The sequence below is a fragment of the Rhizobium sp. WSM409 genome, assembly GCF_057653825.1.
This window is the reverse complement of record NZ_CM172794.1, coordinates 2,731,020-2,750,674: the sequence shown is the minus strand read 5'-3', so window position 1 is coordinate 2,750,674 and position 19,655 is coordinate 2,731,020. Positions and strand designations below refer to the sequence as shown.

Genomic DNA, 19,655 nt, shown 5'->3' with positions numbered 1-19,655 from the left:
CATGCACGGATACATCAAAACCGGAAACAGCCAGCCCGCCTGGCTGTTTCCTTTTGTCGTCATTGTCGTCCTGATCCTCAGCGTGCTGCCGCTCGCCCGCCTTGCCATGGTCGGAATAGCGGCCTTCGCCGATGGCGGCGTGATGACGGTTCTCGGCGAAGCGTCGCTCTGGTCGGCGACCTATTACACCGTCGTCACCGCCATTCTGGGCACGATCATCTCGCTCGTCATCGGCTGCCTCTTTGCCTTCCTGCTGACGCTGACCAATATCCGCGCCAAGGGGCCGCTCAGCTTCTTCTTCGTGCTGCCGATGATGATCCCGCCGCAGGTGACGGCGCTTGCCTGGGTGCAGATGTCAGGCCCCTCCAGCCCGCTGTTGAAGGCGCTGCACATCGCCCCGCCACTCGGCTCGCCGCAGCCACTCTATTCGGTAGGCGGCATCGCGCTGCTCTATGGCGTGCAGCATGCGCCACTGGTCTACCTGGCGCTCCGAGCCGGGCTGATGACGCTGCCGCGCGACGGCGTCGAGGCCGCGCGGCTTTCCGGCGCCTCCAGCTTGTGGGTATTCCGCGATATCATCCTGCCGCTGTCGCTGCCCGGCATCATCGCGGGTGCGGCGATCTCCTTCGTCTCCTGCACCGGCAATTTCGGCATTCCCGCCATTCTCGGCATTCCGGCCTCGATCTTCACGCTGCCGACGTTGATCTTCACCAAGTTCTCCGCTTTCACCAGCCGCACCTTCGGTGATGTCGCCGTGCTCTCGGTGATCATCGCCATCATCTCGGTCGTCGGGCTGATGATCCAGGACCGGGCGCTGCGCGGCCGCGACTACCGCGTCATCGGGCTATCCGGGGCGAGTGCGGCCTTCGAACTCGGCGCCTGGCGCCTTGTTTTCACACCGCTGCTCTGGGTGATCCTGTTCTTCATGCTGGCAGCACCCTTCTTCGCGCTTGTCGCCGGCGCGCTGGTGCCGGCCTATGGCGTGCCGCTGACTTTCAAGACGATGTCGCTGCATGCCTTTGAGGAGATCCTGTTCCGGCAGGCGGTGACGCGTACCGCCTTCATCAATTCATTGTCGCTCGCCGGCGCGACCGCGCTTTGTCTCCTTGTGGCGACAGTGCTCGCAGCCTACACGCTGACGCGGCGCAAGGATGCGGCTTCCCGCATCGTCTCCAGTCTGATCGAGATACCCTATTCGCTGCCCGGCATCGTCATGGCGGTCTGCTTCATCCTGGTGTTCGCAGCACCGATCCCGATCCTCCACGTCTCGCTCTACGGCACGATCTGGATCATCCTGATCGCCTATTTCTCCTCGTTCTTCGCCGTCAGCCTGAAACCCGTGGTCAGCGCCTTCCACCAGCTCGATCCGGCTCTCGAAGAGGCGGCGCGGCTTTCCGGCGCCGGCTTCTTCCGCCGGCTTGCCGATATCATCGTGCCGCTGATTGCGCCGGCCGCCGGCGCCTCCGTTATTCTTGTCTTTCTGATTGCCTGCAACGAGCTGACGATCTCGGCGCTGCTCTGGTCGGCCGGCACCCAGACGCTCGGCGTCGCCATCTACAATCTCGATGATAGCGGCAGCTCGGACCTTGCTTCGGCACTCTCGGTGCTCGTCGTGCTCATGGTCGTCGTGCTGATGCTGCTGCTCGAACTTCTGGCGAAACGACTGCCGAAAGGAGTGATCCCATGGCGAGGCTGATCCTCAACCAGCTCGGCAAGGACTTCGGCACCGGGCGCGCCGCAGTCAGCGGTTTTTCGCTCGATGTGCGCGAGGGCGGCTTCCTGGCGTTGCTCGGGCCTTCCGGTTGCGGCAAGACGACAGTGCTGCGGATGATCGCCGGTTTCGAGACGCCGAGCGACGGCTCGATCCATCTCGGCGAGAGATTGCTTGCCGATGCCGCGCAGTCGCTGCCGCCGGAAAGGCGCAACATGGCGATGGTCTTTCAGTCCTACGCGCTGTGGCCGCATATGAGTGTTGCCGACAATGTCGGCTATCCTCTCAAAGTGCGCGGCATCTCGGGTGAAGCCTACCGGGCGAAGGTGCGCGACGCGCTCGGCACCGTCAGGCTCGCCGACTACGCCGAACGACGTCCGGCCGATCTTTCCGGTGGCCAGCGCCAGCGCGTGGCGCTCGCCCGCTGCCTGGTGACATCGCCCGACGTCGTGCTGCTCGACGAGCCGCTTGCCAATCTCGACCGGCACCTGAAACAGGAGATGGAGGAGACTTTTCGCGAGTTCCACCAGCGCTCGGGCGCGACGATGATCTATGTTACCCACGACCAGAGCGAGGCGATGGCGCTCGCGACCGACGTCGCCGTCATGTCGGAAGGGCGGCTGCTGCAGGTGGCGCCGCCGGCGGAAATCTATGCACGGCCGGAAGGGCGCATCGTCGGTGGGCTCATCGGGCGAGGGGCCATTCTCACGCTGCCGCTCATGGGCCGTGAACGCCATCTGGAGTGGGACGAGCTTCAGGATGCGCTTCATGCTGCCAATAGCGATGACGCCGATGTTCTGGTGCGGCCGGAAGATGTGGTCATCGGCGGCGAGGGGGCTCCAGCAACTGTCGAATCCGTACTCTTCGAGGGCGAGCGTTATGCTGTGAAACTGACGCTCGGCAACAGCCAGACACTGCGCGCCTTCAGCCGCGTGGCTGTCGTGCCTGGCGAGACGGTGCGCGTCGTCATCCGCGCCGGCTGGCGGCTTTGAGGAAGGCGGGGCTAGACTTCTACGGTGACACCAATCGAAGCCCGACGATATGAGGTTGAAGTCGCCGGTGCCTTCTTTCGAATCGCCAAAAAGTTGAATATCTTCGGTCTAGTAATCCGTGATGGAAGCAAACGGCTAAATCACTACGCGCGCGATGGGTCAAGTAAAGCCCGCGCGACAATCATTTATTGAGGGACCATACTCGCATGCCAATTCAAGTAAGGCGTATCCGATCCGTTTTCGTGCTTTCAGCTGTTCTTTTAAGTGCCGCGAGCGTTCTTCAGGGATGCCCATCTTTAGAGCGGCAGAAACGGGGCGACGGATGAAAAACCCGAACTTTTAGGCCAAGTGAATTACATGGCGGTTCGAGCAACGGGAGTTCGTCGAGCAGTTCTGATGGTGGGCATAGCCAACCTCACGATGGCGCCACCTCAAGCCCGCCCGGCGGGATCTGAAGCCAACGCCGTTAAGTAATGCGTCTAGGCAGTCGGTTCGCTTGATCGTCTCGCCTCCGGGCTTGCCCGGGTAAACGGCGGGTCTTCGTCAAGCCTTTTGCCTCATTCGGCCTGTCGGTCGGTCGCTCCGGTTTTCCGGCGTCGAGAAAACAGCCTTGTCCGAGATGAAGAAGCCGCCCGCTTAAAAAGCGCTTAAAACTGGAATTTCGATTGCCAGTTCGCCGGCATGCATCGCCTTGTGGTTTAGCCGTATCATTCGCTGCCGGAACATTGCCAGCGGATGACGTGGCAGCTGCCGGTTTGCTTTCTGCAGCTGCGGATCGCCTGGCGCTGGGCCTCGCGGCCATCATAACCCCAGCCGGAGCCCCAGCCGCTGCGATGGCCGACGGCCACCGCGCCACAGCCGTTTCGGAACCAGATAGCGATGCGACAATCGTTGGCGCTGCTGTCGCAGTTGCGCCGGGCAACGGTTTCGGCGTCGCCGCGGTTGGCATGAGCATAGGACCAGCCGATGGCGCTGGTCGACGGCGAGTAGGCGATGGCGCCATAGGTGTCGGCAAGGGCCGCGCCGGCGAGGGACGTCAGAACCGCAAACGATGCAAGAACCCGCTTCATGAAATGCCCCCGCGCCGGAACGGCGATTATCCTCTGAGCAGAACTATCCGAGGCTTGCGGCGGAATGTCTGCCGCCCAAGTCACAAGCAATCGCCTCTGGGGATCCAGGAGGAGTGATTATTCGCATATTTCTTCACCCTGCCATCTTTTCCCGCGGCTATTGCCGGATAAGGTACTGCCCGCAACCGGATCCTTCCCATGTCGCTTCGCCTCGCCACCTTCAATGTCGAAAATCTTCTCACCCGTTTCGATTTCACCGGCTTCCGCAACCAGCTGCGCCAGGACCGGGTCATCAAGCTTTTCCAGGTGTCGAGCGAGGGTGTCTATCAGCAGCTTGAGCAGGCGCGGGTGATTGCCGCGACCGACGACACGCGGCAGATGTCGGCCCTTGCGATCGCCGACGCTGACGCCGATATCCTCTGCCTGCAGGAAATCGACAACATGGCTGCCCTTCAGGCCTTCGAATACGGCTATCTCTTCCGCATGGTCGGAAACGGCTACCGCCAGAAATACCTGGTCGAGGGCAATGACAGCCGCGGCATTGATGTTGCCGTGCTGATGCGCGAGGAAACGCGCGATGGCCAGAAGATCGAGCTCAGGGATATCAGAAGCCACGCGATGACGACCTATCGCGATCTCGATCTCTTCGACGAGGAACTGGCGCTCACCAACCGCATCGACGACAAGATCTTCAAGCGCGATTGCCTGGAGCTCGACCTTCTGATCGGCGGACGGCCGTTTTCGCTCTACGTCGTGCATTTCAAGTCGATGGGCAATCCGCGCGACGGGTTGGACGGGCGGCAATCGACCATGCCGATCCGCCGCGCCGAGGCGCGCGCCGTGCGCGGCATCATCGAGGATCGCTTCGGGGCGGAGCAAGCCGGCACGAAGAGCTTCGCTATCTGCGGAGACATGAACGATTATCAGGAGCGTGTCGATGTCATCGGCCGCCGGGGCACCGGCTATCGCTTCGAACATCAGAACGAGACCGCAAGCGCGCTCGACGTTTTCAGCAGCGACGGCTTTGCCGAAAATGTCGTGCGCCGCCGCGAACCCCTCGACCGCTGGACGCTCTATCACGCGCGGGCCCACAGGAGCAGTGGCTTTGCCAACTCGACTATCTCTGGCTTTCGCCAGCACTCGCCGCCCATAATGCCGGGTGCCTGCCCGAAATCATCCGCAGCGGCCAGCCCTACCGCACCGTCTTCCCGCCCGGGCAGGAGGTGGAGCGTTATCCGCGCACTGGCTGGGACAGGCCGAAGGCGTCCGATCACTGCCCCGTCGTCATGACACTGGATCTCCCATGAATGCAAATTTGAACGCGAATTTCACCAACATCAATTTTTCCGATGATTTCGCCGGCTGGCCGCCGGAGGCGACGGTCTTCCCGATTGCCGGCGTGGATCTGCGCATTCTGCCCGGTCCCCATCCCCTCGTCGCCGCCGAAGAAGCGGCGATCCGGGAGAACTGGGTCAGGGAGACTGCTGCCAATCCGGCGCTATTCGACGGGCGCATGGTGTTCCAGCGGTTGGTATCGCTCGGTGAAGACGGGATTGCCGGCGAGGGCCACGTCATTCCCTTTTCGGCCTTCATGTGGTGGCGCCGGCAGCCGCGGCGTCAGGGCGGCATTCACATCTTCGCCTATCCGGTGCTCGAGACCTCCGATGGCGCACTGGTGGCGATCCGCATGGGCGCCCATACCGCCAATCCCGGCCAGGTCTATTTCGCCGCCGGCTCGCTGGAGCCGGAGGATATCGTCGACGGGCGCTGCGACATCGAGGCGAACATGCGCCGCGAGGTCCATGAGGAGACCGGGCTCGATCTTGCCGAATCCGTCGCGGGCGAGGGGCTGTTCGCCACTCATAACAAGCGCACGGTGACGCTGCTGCGGCTATTCCGCTTCGACATGACGGCGGACGAGATGATCGAGCGGATCGAGCGGCATATGCTCGTCGCCGAGGACCAGGAGATCGCGGGCGCGGTGGCGATCCGCTCGGCTGATCCCTCCGCCCATGCCTATAACATCGCCATGTTGCCTGTGATCGAGTGGTATTTCGGTAAGGCCGAGCGGAGTTGATCTATGCCGCCCAAAGCCATGTAGCGTTTCGGGATAACGACACGCATCACGTAACGATCGAAAGCGCGTCGTGTGAATCCGGTTGACGTGACGCGTTTTAGCGCCTTGCACTCGCTCGCGTGGTCGGGCAGGTTGGCGGCGCGATGACGATTCAAGGAGGCCGATGTGGCGCGAAGCTACAGCGTCTATGACGTGTTCACCGATCGAAAGCTTGCGGGCAATCCGCTGGCGGTGATCTTCGACGGAGACGATCTCAGCGACGAGGCGATGCAGGCGATCACCCGGGAGATCAATCTCTCCGAGACGGTTTTCGTGCAGCCTTCGACCAATCCCGCCTACGCGGCGCGGCTCCGGATATTCACGCCGGGGCGCGAACTGCCCTTTGCCGGCCATCCGACGGTCGGCACGGCGGTGGCGCTGGCCGAACGGGCGCATGGTGCTGCGACGCGCGATCTCGTCTCGGTGCTCGAGGAAAATGTCGGGCCGGTGCGCTGCGCCGTGCGGCTGAGAGAGGGGGAGGCGAGCTTTGCCGAATTCGACCTGCCGCGCAAATCGCAGCCGGCCATCATGCCGCTCGACAAGCTCGGCATCGCCGACGCGCTATCGCTGAAGGTGACCGAGATCGGCTTCGAAAATCACGTCCCGTCGGTCTGGAGCGCCGGCGTTCCCTTCCTGCTCATTCCGGTGCACGATGTCGGAGCCACGCAGCGGGTGGAATTCGATCCGCAGCTCTGGGAAAAGATCGTGCCCTTCGTCGATGGCGCGCTTGCCTCGGCCTATGTCTATTGCCGCGGTGGAATCAACCACGTGGCAAAGTTCCATGCACGCATGTTCGCAAGCGGCATGGGCATCGTCGAAGATCCGGCCACCGGCTCGGCGGCAGCCGCGCTCTCCGGCGCGATCCACCATTTCGACCGGCTGACGGACGGGCATCACCCGATCATGATCGAGCAGGGCGTCGAGATGGGCCGGCCGTCCTTCATCCACCTGCATATCGATGTCGACGGCGGGGCGATCTCCAACGCGCGGATCGGCGGCCAGGCTGTGCGGCTGGCCAGCGGCACGCTCGACCTTTGATTTGATCAGCGCTAAGAACGATCTATCACTTTGAATCCGCGCATAATCCTTTCCGAAAATCGATTCCGACTTTCGGGATCGTGCGCTGCATTTCAGCCATGCCGAAAAATCTTCGCGATTAACCAAAGAAATTTTGCCTATGTGCTGGACAAGCCTGCCGATCCTGTTTATACGCCCCGTCACACCGCGCAGCCAAGCGCGGACGGGTGATTAGCTCAGTTGGTAGAGCAGCTGACTCTTAATCAGCGGGTCGTAGGTTCGAGCCCTACATCACCCACCAGCTACCTCTCTGATTTAAAACAGAGAAGTAGCCGTTTAGCCAATTCCCTTTTTTGGTTAAACGAAACAGGATTGGTGGGATTTATCGCGATCCAGAACGAAGAGTCCCGGAAAATTCCCGAGCTGAAATCGTCAACTCTGCGGCCGCGCTAAGGCAGAAGCTGACCAGAGCTGCCGACACGATCCTCCGCTAAGATCGCGACTCGCGGCGGCAACTAATGTTCGTTGCCGGATTCCGGTTCGCCGCATTTCCCATCAACTTCCGGCTCTCCTGCGTTTTGATGGCGGGATATTTTCCAGCGCATTCAACTTTGCTGGATCAGCCTTCGTGTTAGCATTGAATACCCCCCACCCTCTGTCGTCGGTGGGGGGGACAAACTCTATTCCCTGGTCTTCATAGAAACGCTGAATGGAGGCGATGTAGTGCACGATCACGTCGTCGCCTCGCTCGATTCGCTGAATGGTTTTGCGCGACACTCCAAGGATAGCTTCTACGTCGTCCTGACTTAGGCCGAGGAATTCTCTAGCGATCTTTAACATGGCGCGTGGCACGTGCTGCATAAGGATTCATAACCACAGATTTGAGACACGGTAAAATGCCCATGCAATAAATGTTGACGCCCAGGTTTCTTTGCTCATACTGAGACGCCAATGGCGCCTTTAAGTCGCTTATGGTGGATTTTCGTAATCGGGAATCCTTTCATCTCGTTCTGAATCCATTCTGGGATACGAATCATGGAATTTCACTTCACGTCGCCAGCGGCTCGTCTGAAGAGGCTCACTTCCCACCTTGAGCGCGTAAAGGTGGGAGACTTAGCCGCTTCAGTTGCGGCCTTACCGATCCTTGAAAGTTGGCGTCTGAGCGTCAGAAAAGTCAGTTGCGTAAATTGCGCTGTGGGCGGCCGCTCGGATGGTCACGCCCCTGCCACGAGCGATTTTTCCTTTCATGCGCACTGTAAGAACTTCCTTCGGACCCGGAACCGCTTTTACTGGCTCGGCGCGCGGGACGGCACTGGCCAATTGCCCGAACATAAAGTGGTCGAATTTGGGGGACGGATCGCATGAAACTTCTGAGATTTGGCGAGGCAGACGGTAATTCCTCGCTCCGCACTATCGGTTCGAGGCTACGGGCTCACAAGGACTTGGCGAGCGATCTCCGATTGCTCCTGCAAGAGCGGTCTATTCCGCAACTCGATCCAGATATCGTGACATTGGTTGAGGACTGGACGATCGAGAAATATGTATGTCCGATCCTCGTCGGTCGCTTTCGAGATCCCAGAAAGCCGGTTGGCCCTCCCGCCAATTGCTTCGACTTCAGCACGCCCTTGGAACTTATCTCAGTAGAAGGAAAGGCGGCCCGTTCGCTGACGCAATGGTATTGCCTTGGCGAACCATCGCCTCTGGCCGATGACGCTGTGCGTACCTGGAGTTTTACAAATGATCGGTAGTCGTGGCAACTTTGCTCTCGACCGCCCGAGAGGATCTTCTCGCAAGATGGGCGATGCCTTCAGGAAAGCTCCTAAACTACTTCCGCAGTACGTCGTAGTTCGCCAAGCGCCACAATTGCAGCATCGGCTACGCAATCGTGCTCAATCTATCTTGAACATTCTTGTTGACGGGAAAGCGGCAGAGCTCGCGCCTATCTTCTACGGCTGGCATCTGCTCGGCGCGGCGCGCGAGGGCAGGCCGCGATGAAACATCGAATGACCGGGAGCGCCTTTAAGGAACTCCGCAAACGGCCGGGCGTGATGCTTGCTTATTTCGTACTCTGTAAGACACTCCGGCATACGCCTCAATTCCGAGGCAACGTCGCCGGTATCCTCGTCGTCATTGTTGAAAGGGATTGGATAGGTCGGTTCCATCGTGCCGCGGAGCTCCTGCTATCGGGTCAACGGCAGGCATTCTTCAACGCCGAGACTTCTCGGCATCAAGTCGTCAGCATCGAGGCCGGGGCGAAGAGGCGGGTGGATCTCGACGTCCTACGCGCGTTGGCACAGACTATCGTGGTCACCGACAGCTTCGACGCCCTTTCCGATAAAGTCAAAATGGCGGCGGACGAGATCTTGTACGTCAACAATCCCACCGTTCGACATGTCCATGCGGTTCGAAAGCTCACCGGTAGAAGTACGATTGACGGAGAGTCGGCGCGCAAGCTTTGCAACGAGAGTTGGGATGTAATCGATGCGCTGCTTTGTCGGCAGTCGCTCGATCTGCTTATGACCAAAATCGTAAAGCCGTCCAAGGATTCGCGTTCGATAGGGCCGCGCCTTGGTGCATTGCCCGGCTTCGCATCTGTCCGCCCGTTGGCGTCGGAGCTCATGACTGATTTTGCGGCATGGACGGCTGGTAAGCTTGAATGGTCCGACGTGGATCGAGGCGCATTGCTTATTGGCCCGCCCGGCGTTGGGAAGACGATGTGCGCGGGTGCACTGGCCGCCGAACTTGGATTGACGCTTATCGCAACGTCAGCCGGCCATTGGCAGTCGGCCGGGGGAGGTTACCTTGGCGACATGTTGAAATCGATGCGCTCAAGTTTCGATGGCGCGGTGGCTTCGAAACCGGGGTCGGTTCTATTCATCGACGAATTGGATTCGATCGGAAACCGCGGCCACCGGAGCCACCATGCTTATTACGAGACGCAGGTCGTCAACACCTTCCTCGAACTTACGAGCAAGGAGATGCCTGGCGTCGTCCTGCTGGGGGCTACCAACCGCCCTGATGATCTCGACCCGGCAATCCTCCGATCAGGTCGTTTCGAACGCCAAATCTTCCTAGACTTGCCCACCAGACAGGAACGTGCGGATATCCTCTCCTATCATCTTGGCGGGATTCACCCCGACCGGCTCCGTCGCTGGACGGATCAGCTTGATGACTTCAGTCCAGCGGATCTCGAGCGAATTGGGCGCGCCATTAAACGCTCGGCGCGCGCCCTAGGGCGCGAGATCGACGAGATGGACGTCGAGAACGGGATGCCATGTAAGGTGACGATCTCAGGCGAGGTTCTAAGGCGGATTGCGGTCCACGAGTGTGGGCACGCACTCGTTGCCCTCTCGTCCGATTTCGTCGAGGGCGTCACGATCGAGCTCTCCGACGCGATGTTCGAGGGGCGTGTCACGCAATCAGGAGGGCAGGTCCGATACGACATGAGGGATCAACTCCTTCCGACCGAAGAAACCGTTCGTGCCCAGATCAGGATTTCGCTCGCTGGGCTCGCTGCCGAACAAGTTGAGTTTGGAAGCAAGTCAACCGGTGCAGGCGGGCAAATCGGATCGGACCTCGAAACAGCAACAGGAATTGCGAAACTGATGGTAGCAAGCTGGGGCATGGGGCGGGTGCCACGATTTTATGCCGAGCACCAACACGTTGATCAGTTTTTTCGGGCGCCGGGTGAAGTGGCCAGGGAGGTCGACGGAATCCTTCTGGAGGAATGGGAGAAGGCGAAGTCACTACTGCAGGGCAAGAGGGAAGCACTGCTACAGTTGACGTCTGATCTTCTAACCAAGCGCAGGATTCATTTAGATGCGAAGCACAGCGTGGCCTAGCCACCCAGGACTGCGGCGCCGGGAACACGGCGTCGGTTTCCGGAGACCACTTGTAGACGTAGGCCAGGCGGGCGATGACCGATCCATCCGGGAAACTCGCGTAGCCTCGCGGAATTCCTTCGCGGCAATGTCATTCCAAGGATGCCACGGATGTCGTTGTTCTTCGCGGCTTTATGAGCAACCGTTATCATCTGACAGCCGGGATACACCCAAGCTACGCGGCAGTCGCTGGTTGATGACGTCGTCGAACTTGTCGACCATCCGCAATACCTGTTGGGCGCCGGGATCGTCACCAATGAAAGCGCAGACGCTCACGGCGATGTCGTACGGGGAGGGGTCAGCTCCTTGGTGGGGATTGATCAGGGCGCATGCTGCTACAAGACCGCCGAAAATGGCCTCGATACCCCGTCTTTGATCCGCATGTGCAACAGCATTGCGCAGGTCGTTGAACCTGGAAAGAACATCGGCCAGCAGGTCCCCGGCCCCTGGGAGGCCCGGCCACGCTGCATTGATGATCGAGATTTTCTGCTTGAAGCCTATACCACCGGTCCGGAGGCACTCCGCCCTAGGTAGAAGTCTCGCGAGGAGCTGGTCCATCTCGACTTCGAGTGCCGCGTGATAAGTCAGCACGTCGACAATGAACTGATCCGGCTCCTTTTCGCCTGCATTTGTCACTCTCAGAATGCCTTCCAGACTGTCGTAGCCGACCCGTGCCATCCGCTCCTCCTCCGCGCATCTGGGACGGCAAGGATCGCCGTTCCAGGTTTTAACGATTCCGCCCCCGTTATACCGACGTCGCCGCAGCACGGAGGTCCATTAAGTTCGTTTCGCCGGTCAGGAAGTCGCCGGGTTTTTGAACGAACTTGTCGGTCCATCTGGCTGCGGCGGAGATCATCCGCAGACGCTCAAGGATCTTGAGAAATCTTCCTTCCTGTCTGGTGTCGAACACCATGTCGGTTTCCGAGACGTCGAACTGTATTGTGCCGGGGGCACCGTCGGCGGCGAACATCAGCGAGAACTCGGACTTTCCAAGGATCAGACCCAGTTCGATGAATCCTATCCAGTCCTTCAGCGTATGCCGAGTACCGGAGCCATATTCCTGAGCCTGAGCGAAGCCCCAGGTCTTCGACCTGATCACGAAATCGCCGTACAGCGTCCGTGCCATGAGGGCCGGCGGCACCCCTTCGAATATGTTCTCGGGCACGACCGTGAAGTCCGACTGAAGAACCACCCGGCGCGGTTCGTTGGCCGCGCAGTTGTGGATCACCGTCGAACCTGTGAGGTGAGCGGTCGGCAGAAAATCGATAGTGGCGTTTTTGATGGTATCCCAAGGCAGCTCGATGTTGAACCGACGCTCGGTAATGGCGACGTCGCTGACTTCGAGTGACTTCAAGCCAAGCAGACTCTCGGCGATGTCGTCGGGGGCATGTGGTAGCGAGAACTTCATGTTATAGTGATCGGGCTCGAATCCGAGCTCTTCTAGTTGCCGTCGCTTTTCGGCAGCGTAGGCGAGCATGCCGCCTCCTGCGAATTCCGCGAAGGCAGCGTACACGTCCGGCGCCTTGCGCTGAACGCGGTCGCTAGGATCTAGCTTGAAGGAAATCGTTCGCTCGTGCAGCCGCGGAGTATCCAACTTCGAGGCCTGGCGGAGCGCCTTGAGAATGCGACCAAGCGGCCCGTCGATCAGGTGGACAAGGTGGAGATCGACGATCTCGTCCTGCTCGTCGATCCGCAGTATTGCGACGGCGGCCGGCCGGGTGTCCTTTGCGAGGCGTTCGGCGACCGACAAAGACAGCCGGGCCGTGCAATTTTTCGCAAGAATCGTCTTTACCTGGACGACGATCGAGATGGGAGGAGGACGCCTGTAGAGCGAGACAAAGCCGCCGGGTTTCGCAAGCTGAAATTCGACGACGAAGTCCTTCCCTGTCCGATCGGGATCGACCTTGCTGCAATGAAGCCTCGCCTTCCTGCACAGGGTCCTGAATTCGCCTTCGCCGAGGTCACCGATCCGGTCAAGTTTCCTCCCCTTGAGGGTCATGCTCGCCACCGGTCAGTCCTCGTCATCGTCAGCATATTCGATCTCTCGCAACGCCCTTCTCGCGTCAGCCTGGCGCTTTTCGGAAAGAATTTCGCGGTCCATCTCCGCCAACTGCTGCCTGGCGAACCGCGCGACAGTCTCATCCTCCGACAGCCAGGGTTCGAGAAGAGCCTTCTTGTTCCTGAAACTTTCAACGAAACCGAACTCTCCGTGGACCACGCCATTGTTTCGAATGCTTCTCGCGACGCCGTCCTCGACGTTCTCGTCGTTCGGGAACTTTCGGAGCAGTTCCTTAAGCACCTGATGGGTCTCTGCTTCTCCGCGGTAGTTTTGCATCACGGCGACGACGAACTTCGCATCCTCGAGTCGCCCCTTTGCGACCTCGGACAAAAGAGCCGCCGCGAATGCTTCCGTCACCTTGGGGAAAGCGGCCTTTAGCACCCGGCCGCCATAGTAGCTGAACAAGGTGGATCTCTTGCCGAACCACCCTCGGACCTTGGCGACTGCGAGTACCGCGTCGGAAGAGAGTGTGACGACAAGGCGATTAAGGCGGTGAGGAGCCGCCTGGTATCGCGATCCCTCTATTCCTTCCTTCGGGTGGTCGAGCCGACGACCAAGGTAGTCCCACACGCAATCCAAATGCGTCTCCCCCACATAGGAGAGGACGCGGTCGACTTCATGTGTCACTTCCGGGGACTCGAGGAGGTTGTCGAGGATCAGTTCTGCATCGCCTCGTTCGAGTTCTTGGAAGAACCGCGTCCTGTGCGGCATGAACGAGATCCTCACCCACCGAGGATCGCTCGCGGCGATGAGATGGCGCATCGCAGGACGGAAGAAATCGTCGTGGGAGGGCGTTCCATCGGGGAAGTTCCGCATGGCGAAAAGCATGCATTCGGCGATGGCAGCCCGATCGTCCTCCTCGATAGCTCGGTGCAGCAGACGCGTCAGCGTGTCGATATCGTCCGGCTTGGAACTGCTCCAGTGCGCAGCTAAAGACCAGAGCTGCCCGCGTTCTGATAGGAAGCGCTCAAGGATTCGTCGGTAGACCGTTTGATCATCCGCCTTGAACAGTCCGTTGAGGAACGGTGCAAGGAATCGCAACAAATCACCGTTGCAGTTGTCCAGCATGAAACCTGAGATGCTCGGCGACCGTTGCGACAGGCGGTCAAGAAAGGCAACCAGTCTGGGGAACGTCGCGCCGTCGTTCGACCTAGTTGCCGCGCAGCGCTCGAGGAACGCGAGCCAGTCGGTCTGCGTCTTCGGACCGGCTTCTGCCAGCATCAACTCCAGTTGCTCGTCCCTATAGGTCTCGACGCGCTCGTGATCATATTCGCGATCGTCCCATTGCCATGGCATGACGCCTTCGAAGCCCACGAGCACCTTGTATCGTTCGTAGGTTTGGTCCGCGTTGAAACGGTCCCGCAACACAAGGATGGCGCTCTTCAACGCAGCAGCCTGGGTTCGGCATTCGAAAGGGTCAGCCTCGGCGGCCAGCAGTTCAGACGCGCGATAGAAGTCGTAGAGCGCGGCGTGCTCTATGGTTTCCCGAAGCTCGTACGACAGATGATCGGCCCGGCCCGCGAAGAACTCGGCTATCCTGAGATTGTCGGCCAGACTTTGCTGCACGAATTCCGCGCCGGGTCCGTTCCAGCCCGATCGGGTGGCATTCTGCAACGCATGGAAGACTTCTCGTCGATCACGGTCGTTCTCGGCGCTGTCGAAGAGAGTGAAGAGCGCGGACAAGGCTCGTTGTCGGAGTTCGCGCACCTGGGCCACGGGCACTTCGCCCGAGTTCAGCGACACGGAATCCGCCGACCACGTCGTCGAAGTGGCCTCGCCGTCGAGAAGGCTTTTCCACACCTCTACGACTAGGGGCCGGACATCCGTGGCGACGGCGTTCGGTTCGCCGACGACGTCGGCGAGGCGATATTGAATTCCGGGGCCGACTTGCTCCCAGGCTCCGAGGTGATATCCAGCCAGCCGTCCGACGATTTCGACGATCCGCGTCCGGCGTCGCTCATCGGTTTCCCGAGGAAAGATACGCTTCAATGCAAGAAAGGAGTTTTCGACGGAGGCGTACTTGTACTGATCGATGAGGTCTATCACCTTGTCGATGATCTGTTGGCTATCGTAGCCCTCGAACGAAGCAAACGGCGTTTCGAGGGCCTTTGGCGGGGTTGTCCGGGCTTCTTCTGTCGCGTCGACGAGCACGTCCAGGATCTCAGGGAAGATCGAAGTTATGTCGTCGTACAAAGGAAGGAGATCGTCGGAGAGGGATTGGACGAGTTCGTAGCGTCGATTGTTGTCCTCGGCCGTCTTCAGGGATTCGAGCACGTCCTGATCGAATAGCTGCTTTCCGGCGGTAAGCCGCTCGTAGTCCTGTTGGACGCGTTGGAACTCGTAGCCCGCAGGAACGAGATACTTGTCCATGATCCGATTGAAGCGCTTCCTGATCTGCTGAAGCGCTTCGTTGCCGAATCCTTCGCGATTGTCGGCCTTGTAGACGATGTCGTGCGACGTCTCCGCCCAGGCGTGGATCAGGATGGTCTGTATTTGGATCTCGCAGCGCATTCCGGCAAACATCCGGTACTCGGGAAGTTCGGCGCGCGCCGCATTCAACGAGACCGTATAGTGGATCGCCTGATAACGTACCTCGCCGTTTTCCTGCACGGGGTGATGAACCTTGGTCGCCTTGCGATCAACGTCGAAGTTGTCGAAGACGACGCTCGAGTTCGTGAAGCGATTCACGTCGTTGTTCGTGTAGAAGATCAGCCGGACCCCTGCGAGATCGCGTCGGATGGACGCGACGTCGGCAGCTTCCAGACTGCCGGTCTCTTCCAGGCGCTTTCGAAGGCTTGCCGGCGTTTTCGCACGCGCTTGGATGGACTGTGGCCGAGGCAGGTCGCCCGCTGCCCCGATGGCGCTCTCGAGTAGGTGACGCACGGTCTCTGCAAAGGATAGATACCGGCCGAAGTATGAGCGTTCGTATTCGTCGATGTTCATAGCAAGACCTTGAGTTCTATAGCCTTTTCATACAGGTCAGCCGGGCTGCGCGCCACACTCTTCAATCGGGCCGTATTGCTTGCTCACAACTTTGCGGAGGGTTAAGAGCGGGTGCTCCGTGATCGTCCGTAATTCGTCCTTTCGATCTCGCACGACATCCATCTACTAACCGAGATGCGTCGTGACGTTTGTAGCTCTGTCCATCAGCCAGGCCACAATTGAGAAGCATCATGCGCGCGGCCTCGCCACTGCGGATCCGGTTTTCCGCCTATTGACCAAAGCGGCCTTGTAGGCTTAGGGACCACGATCGTCTGTATCGCTCTTTCCATCGCCGATGCTATGTTCCGAACGAACCTTGCATCGGGAAACTCGAAGTCCGAACGGCCTCCTCGAAGGTTACGTTGAGCGCACCGAGGAATCTCTCCTTTGCTTTACCGTGTTGCTCCTAGCCTTTCCGTCACAAGATGGATAACGGACGCAACTCAGGAACGGACCATACCGGCCGCTTCGCTCCACGAACCAGCCGTCTTTGCATTGGGGGCATTTCGGCGCATTCGCCCCACATCCACATGAAACCTCCTGTGACCCGAGTTTCGGCCGGGGCAGGGCGGCGCCGCAGGCGTGGCATGCTGGCAGCACATTGTCGCAGTGCTGCACGTGCTCGCAACGATACCACATTCGATCATCTCGACGCCGCGCGACAAGCAACCGTCCACCGCACTCTCCGCACTCTTGCGTCTTCTCGGGTCCCGACGACGCCGCCCCAACGCCATACGCGGGGTCGTTTCGCAATTCGGTCACGAATGACGAAGGACGCGAAACTGAGGCAAGGATGGTCAGGGTCCGACGCGCCCGCGTCATCGCAACGTACATCACCCGCCGCTCCTCAGCATTCTCGAAAGACTCCTCTTCGGGCGAGACGAGGGAGAGCAGGGCGTCGTCCACGGTCTCCGAAGGAAAGCCCATGCGGCCGCTGTCGGCCTTCAGAAGAATAACGTGGTCGGCTTCGAGTCCTTTCGAGGCATGGATCGTCTTGAAGCTGATACGCAATTGCGGAAAGCGTTGCTGAACATCCCGCATGTCGGGTTCGAGAAACCTATACCGCCCCAGCAGGAGTACGCTGGCCGTGTCCCCGACGTCGCAGCCGGTTGAAATCGACGCGAGGATCTCGAAGAGCTTCCGCCCATCGTCACCTGCTGCTGCCGTAACTATCTTGATCGACGGTTCAGTCGCCGTCCCAGCAGGAACGATCTGCTTCTCGATCTGCGCCGGGTTCCTGAGGACGAAGGTCCTTGCTGCGAACGCAATCTGGTCTACGGATCGGAAGGTGCGTCCTAGATCGACCGTGCGATGCACGCCGCTCTCGCCGTCGAAGCTTCCACCGAACTCGTCGCCGAAGTGGCGCATCAGATGGATGTCGGATCCCGCAAAACGGAAGATCGACTGCCAGTCGTCACCGACGGCGAAGATGCGGACGTCCGAATGTTGAGCTTTCAATGCCTTCACCAGTCTGGCCCGGCTCTGCGAGATGTCCTGGAACTCGTCGACCAGGATGTGACGGAACGGGCTGTGATATTGGCGGGCTTCCACATATTGCGCGGCCCTCAGGATCATGTCTTCGAAATCGATACGTCCCTTCAAGCGCTTCTCGTATTCTTCGAACACCGGTGCGAAGACCGAAAGGAAAGCTTCCGCGCGAGCGCCCTGCTTTAACCTCTCCGCTTTGGTTGCACAGCCGGCAATCGCGTAGCCGCCGCTCTTGTACTTACGAAGGAAAGTGCCGAGCAACTGCGAGAAGGTGTCGACCTGCTTCAGTTCGACGACGCGGTCGAAGATCTCCTCGACCGGGCGGGGCTTGAGCGTCACATGGTGTTGGAGTTTCTCCGCCAAGGCGGTCAGCAGGCGTCCTTCCTGGCGCTCATAGCTGTAGGTCTCGATGAGCGTCGTCTCGTGCGTAGTATGGATCTCGCGCTTCCACTCCATGCCGGCGAGATACTTATCGCGATCGACGAAGGGCGCCGTAATCAGCCGTTCAACGCCGTCGGATGCCGTCTGGCGTCTCACGCCAAAGTGCTCAAGGTAGACGCTGCTCTCAGTGAGACGAAAGTCGGGGCAATAGTCCCGGAATCCACTGCCGGAAACCTTGTATTCGTAAAGTGGCTCGTATTCGTATTCGACGCCGTTCTCGTATAGCCAATTTGCGATCTGCAGCTCTTCGTAGCTTTTGACCTTTTCACCCTGAAGGGTACGCAGATCCTGCTTCTCGACGTGCGTGTAGTAGTCGTGCTTGGTTTTGAAATCCCACTCTGTTTTGGTCTCTACCAGGAAATGGGCGAACCATTTAATGATCGCTTTCGCGACCTCGGGATGGCTCCCCACTAGATCCTTCAAAATCAGTTTGATGATGTCGATGAAGGCAGCATCGTCGGTAGCGTGATTGGCAAGAGCAGGCTTCGATCCCTCGACCTCTCCGATGATGTCGTACGCAAGCGCGTGGAAAGTGCGTGCCACCAACGGCACGCCAGATCGCGCTTCGACCCGCTCCGACATTTCCTCCGCGGCGTTCTTCGCAAACGCCAGTAGCAGGATTTCCTCAGGCTGACGGATGCCGGCCTTTGCGAGATATGAGGCCTTGGCGGTTATCACGCTCGTCTTTCCGGAACCGGCACCGGCAAGGACCAACGTCGCATCCTCGTCGACAACAACGGAGAGCCGCTGTTCCGGCGTCAGCGGCTTGCTTTCGATGGTGTCGAAGAAGTCCTTCCAGGCTTCAAGCTCGGCTTCGACGAACTTTGAGACTGCCAATTCTCGCGCTGTGCGGGGATCGGCGACGAACTTCCTTACGAACGCGACGATATCGGCCGCTTCCCTTCCGATAGCTTGCGGCTGCAGCCTCGACAGCAGGGTCTTATCGAGAGACCTCGCGTCTTCCAGTACCGATGTAAGACTGCAGGCTGCGGGGTAGCGGCCGGGAGAGAACAGCCCGACGATCACAGAATGCAGTCGGGACAACCGATCCGCCTCACTGGAGAGGGCTGAGATGTTGTAGTCCGTCCACGCGGTCTCGACTGCCTTCGAGAAGGCGACAGCGCGGGAATGTCGGGCGGCACGCAAGACAATGTCGTCACCTCCCATGACAGGGATGACCAGCGTTGTCCCAAAGATTCTTTTGCGTAGGATTGGGGAAGATGCGACGCTGGCGAGAGATACTGACGTCGTCAGGCCCCGCTTGGTGAATGTCAGGTGATGCCCGTCAAGTTCCACCGCTCGAACTGTGCTTCCGAAAGGATTCGAGATAAGGCCCAGCAAGGTGCGTTGTGACAGTCTGGGCAATGTCGTGCCTTGAATAATCGCCGAGGTTCGCCTGTGTCAGTCCGAGGCGCAATGAGTGAAACGTTGCTCTGATGCGGGCGTAGGGTACTTGGCCAGTAGTTAATATCAGGCCAATGATCGCGCTATCGCAGTGAATTCTGGTTCTTCTGAAAGGGAAGTCCCCTTCGTCAGGGTGGATGGCGCTCGGGGAGCCTCCTGCAGCTTACGAAGAGAGGTCCTTCAGACGGAGCCAAGCGGACTGGCCGAGCCTTTCTCGGAGTCGAAGATTACATGGTAACGGAAGCATCCCGATCAAAGTGGATCGCTAGTATCAACGAGATACCGTGAGCTGTGCGGAGACATTGAAGCGGTGCGCACCTGGCGCCCAAGAGTAGTCGCGGACGCCTGAACATTGGATCTTCCTTTGCGTGCCGATGCTCCAGAAGCCAAAGTCCGGGACCAGGCAACAAAACCATCGCAACCCACTGTAAAAAGTTGTGGCTTTCGAACATGGATTTGCTCCTTCGCGAATTAGGAAATCCTAGTTTAGCCTC

12 protein-coding genes, 1 tRNA gene and 1 pseudogene are annotated in these 19,655 nt (G+C 59.5%); 8 read left to right on the top strand and 6 right to left on the bottom strand.

Annotated features, from left to right (window positions below; genetic code table 11):
• Nucleotide 1 precedes the first annotated feature (1 nt).
• Both AC25BC_RS13825 and AC25BC_RS13820 read left to right on the top strand, forming a co-directional pair.
• On the top strand, nucleotides 2-1,696 hold the full coding sequence (locus AC25BC_RS13825) for an ABC transporter permease (RefSeq protein ID WP_012758176.1): 1,695 nt from the start codon (nucleotides 2-4) through the stop codon (nucleotides 1,694-1,696).
• Complete coding sequence (locus tag AC25BC_RS13820; protein ID WP_012758175.1) at nucleotides 1,684-2,703, top strand: ABC transporter ATP-binding protein; 1,020 nt, start codon at nucleotides 1,684-1,686, stop codon at nucleotides 2,701-2,703. Before AC25BC_RS13825 ends, AC25BC_RS13820 begins: the two co-directional genes overlap by 13 nt.
• Before the next feature lie 707 nt (nucleotides 2,704-3,410).
• Here AC25BC_RS13820 and AC25BC_RS13815 read toward each other — a convergent pair.
• Complete coding sequence (locus AC25BC_RS13815) at nucleotides 3,411-3,773, bottom strand: DUF4189 domain-containing protein (RefSeq protein ID WP_012758174.1); 363 nt, start codon at nucleotides 3,771-3,773, stop codon at nucleotides 3,411-3,413.
• 198 nt (nucleotides 3,774-3,971) lie between these two features.
• Between AC25BC_RS13815 and AC25BC_RS13810 the strand changes: the two are divergent.
• The 4 genes and pseudogenes from AC25BC_RS13810 to AC25BC_RS13795 all read left to right on the top strand — a co-directional run bounded on the left by AC25BC_RS13810 (nucleotide 3,972) and on the right by AC25BC_RS13795 (nucleotide 7,207).
• Nucleotides 3,972-5,080 (top strand): annotated as a pseudogene (locus AC25BC_RS13810) (endonuclease/exonuclease/phosphatase family protein).
• Nucleotides 5,077-5,850 carry an NUDIX hydrolase gene (locus AC25BC_RS13805; RefSeq protein WP_012758172.1) on the top strand — a complete coding sequence of 258 codons (774 nt, stop codon included), beginning with the start codon at nucleotides 5,077-5,079 and terminating at the stop codon, nucleotides 5,848-5,850. The pseudogene AC25BC_RS13810 and the gene AC25BC_RS13805 overlap by 4 nt, the downstream one beginning before the upstream one ends.
• A gap of 165 nt (nucleotides 5,851-6,015) precedes the next feature.
• Complete coding sequence (locus AC25BC_RS13800) at nucleotides 6,016-6,927, top strand: PhzF family phenazine biosynthesis protein (RefSeq protein WP_012758171.1); 912 nt, start codon at nucleotides 6,016-6,018, stop codon at nucleotides 6,925-6,927.
• A gap of 204 nt (nucleotides 6,928-7,131) precedes the next feature.
• A tRNA-Lys gene (locus AC25BC_RS13795) sits at nucleotides 7,132-7,207 on the top strand.
• A gap of 254 nt (nucleotides 7,208-7,461) precedes the next feature.
• Here the strand turns inward: AC25BC_RS13795 and AC25BC_RS13790 are convergent.
• The gene (locus AC25BC_RS13790) at nucleotides 7,462-7,767 is read right to left on the bottom strand and encodes a helix-turn-helix domain-containing protein (protein ID WP_128438152.1); all 306 of its coding nucleotides are present in this window, start codon (nucleotides 7,765-7,767) and stop codon (nucleotides 7,462-7,464) included.
• 500 nt (nucleotides 7,768-8,267) lie between these two features.
• Between AC25BC_RS13790 and AC25BC_RS13785 the strand changes: the two genes are divergently transcribed.
• Together AC25BC_RS13785 and AC25BC_RS13780 are read left to right on the top strand one after the other, a co-directional pair.
• On the top strand, nucleotides 8,268-8,654 hold the full coding sequence (locus tag AC25BC_RS13785) for a hypothetical protein (protein ID WP_128438151.1): 387 nt from the start codon (nucleotides 8,268-8,270) through the stop codon (nucleotides 8,652-8,654).
• Between the two features lie 255 nt (nucleotides 8,655-8,909).
• Nucleotides 8,910-10,748: an AAA family ATPase gene (locus tag AC25BC_RS13780; RefSeq protein WP_245459792.1), complete on the top strand. Its 1,839-nt coding sequence runs from the start codon at nucleotides 8,910-8,912 to the stop codon at nucleotides 10,746-10,748.
• 171 nt (nucleotides 10,749-10,919) lie between these two features.
• On the opposite strand, the gene AC25BC_RS13775 is transcribed toward AC25BC_RS13780, so the two are convergent.
• The 4 genes from AC25BC_RS13775 to AC25BC_RS13760 all read right to left on the bottom strand — a co-directional run bounded on the left by AC25BC_RS13775 (nucleotide 10,920) and on the right by AC25BC_RS13760 (nucleotide 18,924).
• Nucleotides 10,920-11,465 (bottom strand): hypothetical protein, encoded by a 546-nt coding sequence (locus AC25BC_RS13775; RefSeq protein WP_128438149.1) that lies wholly within the window; start codon nucleotides 11,463-11,465, stop codon nucleotides 10,920-10,922.
• A gap of 67 nt (nucleotides 11,466-11,532) precedes the next feature.
• Nucleotides 11,533-12,786, bottom strand: a complete 1,254-nt coding sequence (locus AC25BC_RS13770) for a hypothetical protein (protein ID WP_128438148.1) — start codon at nucleotides 12,784-12,786, stop codon at nucleotides 11,533-11,535.
• A 12-nt stretch (nucleotides 12,787-12,798) separates the two neighbouring features.
• Complete coding sequence (locus AC25BC_RS13765; RefSeq protein WP_128438147.1) at nucleotides 12,799-15,789, bottom strand: GTP pyrophosphokinase; 2,991 nt, start codon at nucleotides 15,787-15,789, stop codon at nucleotides 12,799-12,801.
• 396 nt (nucleotides 15,790-16,185) lie between these two features.
• A complete protein-coding gene (locus AC25BC_RS13760; RefSeq protein ID WP_245459791.1) occupies nucleotides 16,186-18,924 on the bottom strand; it encodes a UvrD-helicase domain-containing protein in 2,739 nt (912 codons plus the stop codon).
• Nucleotides 18,925-19,655: the final 731 nt, after the last annotated feature.